The 1050-nt window shown below is 35.4% G+C and carries 2 protein-coding genes; both read left to right on the forward strand.

The window, feature by feature from the left end:
• The first annotated feature begins 173 nt into the window (after positions 1–173).
• Entirely contained in the window at positions 174–530 is a 357-nt protein-coding gene (locus G525_RS0117875; RefSeq protein ID WP_027127348.1) for a type II toxin-antitoxin system RelE/ParE family toxin, read from the forward strand.
• Positions 520–810 carry a helix-turn-helix domain-containing protein gene (locus G525_RS0117880; protein WP_027127349.1) on the forward strand — a complete coding sequence of 97 codons (291 nt, stop codon included), beginning with the start codon at positions 520–522 and terminating at the stop codon, positions 808–810. Before G525_RS0117875 ends, G525_RS0117880 begins: the two co-directional genes overlap by 11 nt.
• The last annotated feature ends 240 nt before the right edge of the window (positions 811–1050 follow it).

Genomic DNA, 1050 nt, shown 5'->3' on the forward strand with positions numbered 1-1050 from the left:
TTACGAAAATCCTCGCGGATTTTCTATTCCGTTTTTATTTACTAAATTAGGTGCTTGAAACACGCCACTAATCATACACAAACACGTTGTAAAACATACCCAAGTAAAATTCGGCCTTCAAATTAAACATCGGAAATTTTGAAAATAGTAACTTTTAAGTTACTTTTGTCGGAATGGAAAAAGTTAGGCAAGTAATACAGTACAAAAATTATTTCGAGGAGTTTCTGCTTGCTCAACCGACAAAGGTTCAGGACAAAATATTTAAGGTTATTGAAATAATTGAAACCTATCAGCACGTGCCGAAAACATATTTGGCACCGATGAAAACCCACAAAGGATTATTTGAGGCTCGAATAAAATTAGGCTCAAACATTTGGCGGGTTTTTTGCTTCTTCGACAAAGGTAAATTAGTTATACTCTTGAACGGATTTACCAAAAAGACGCAGAAAACACCGAAAAAGGAAATCGACAAAGCTGTTCGATTAATGAAAGAGTATTACGAAGAAAAAAACAAAAACAATGGAAACTAAAAGCTGGAAAGACATAAAGGACAATGTTTACGGAAAAAAGGGAACTGAACGCAGAGACGAACTCGACAGAGATTTTGAATCGTTTAAAATCGGTTTGCTTTTACGAAACGCACGTGAAGAAAAAAATCTTACTCAAGAACAACTTGGCGAACTGATTGACAAAAAACGGACTTATATTTCACGCGTGGAAAATAATGGCAGTAATTTGACATTAAAAACATTATTTGACATCGTTGAAAAAGGACTGGGCGGAAAAGTAAATATTTCAATCGACGTCTGATATAAATACGTTTTACAACAATGCATAACCGCAATTACGGCGGATTCGACTACGTCCGAATCCACGCGTAATTGCTAACTTCCAGGCTTAACCGAAAAACCTTGTATATTTATCCGTAACTGCGGTTATACTAAACGTTGTAGGTAATTCCCCTCTTCTCTCAAAAAAAAATAATCACTTTAAGGTAACGTTTTTGTACCTTGGATAGTGCTCTTTGCAAGACCGATTTTAAATTGATGC

Source organism: Gelidibacter mesophilus DSM 14095 (assembly GCF_000423005.1).
GTDB classification, from domain to species: domain Bacteria; phylum Bacteroidota; class Bacteroidia; order Flavobacteriales; family Flavobacteriaceae; genus Gelidibacter; species Gelidibacter mesophilus.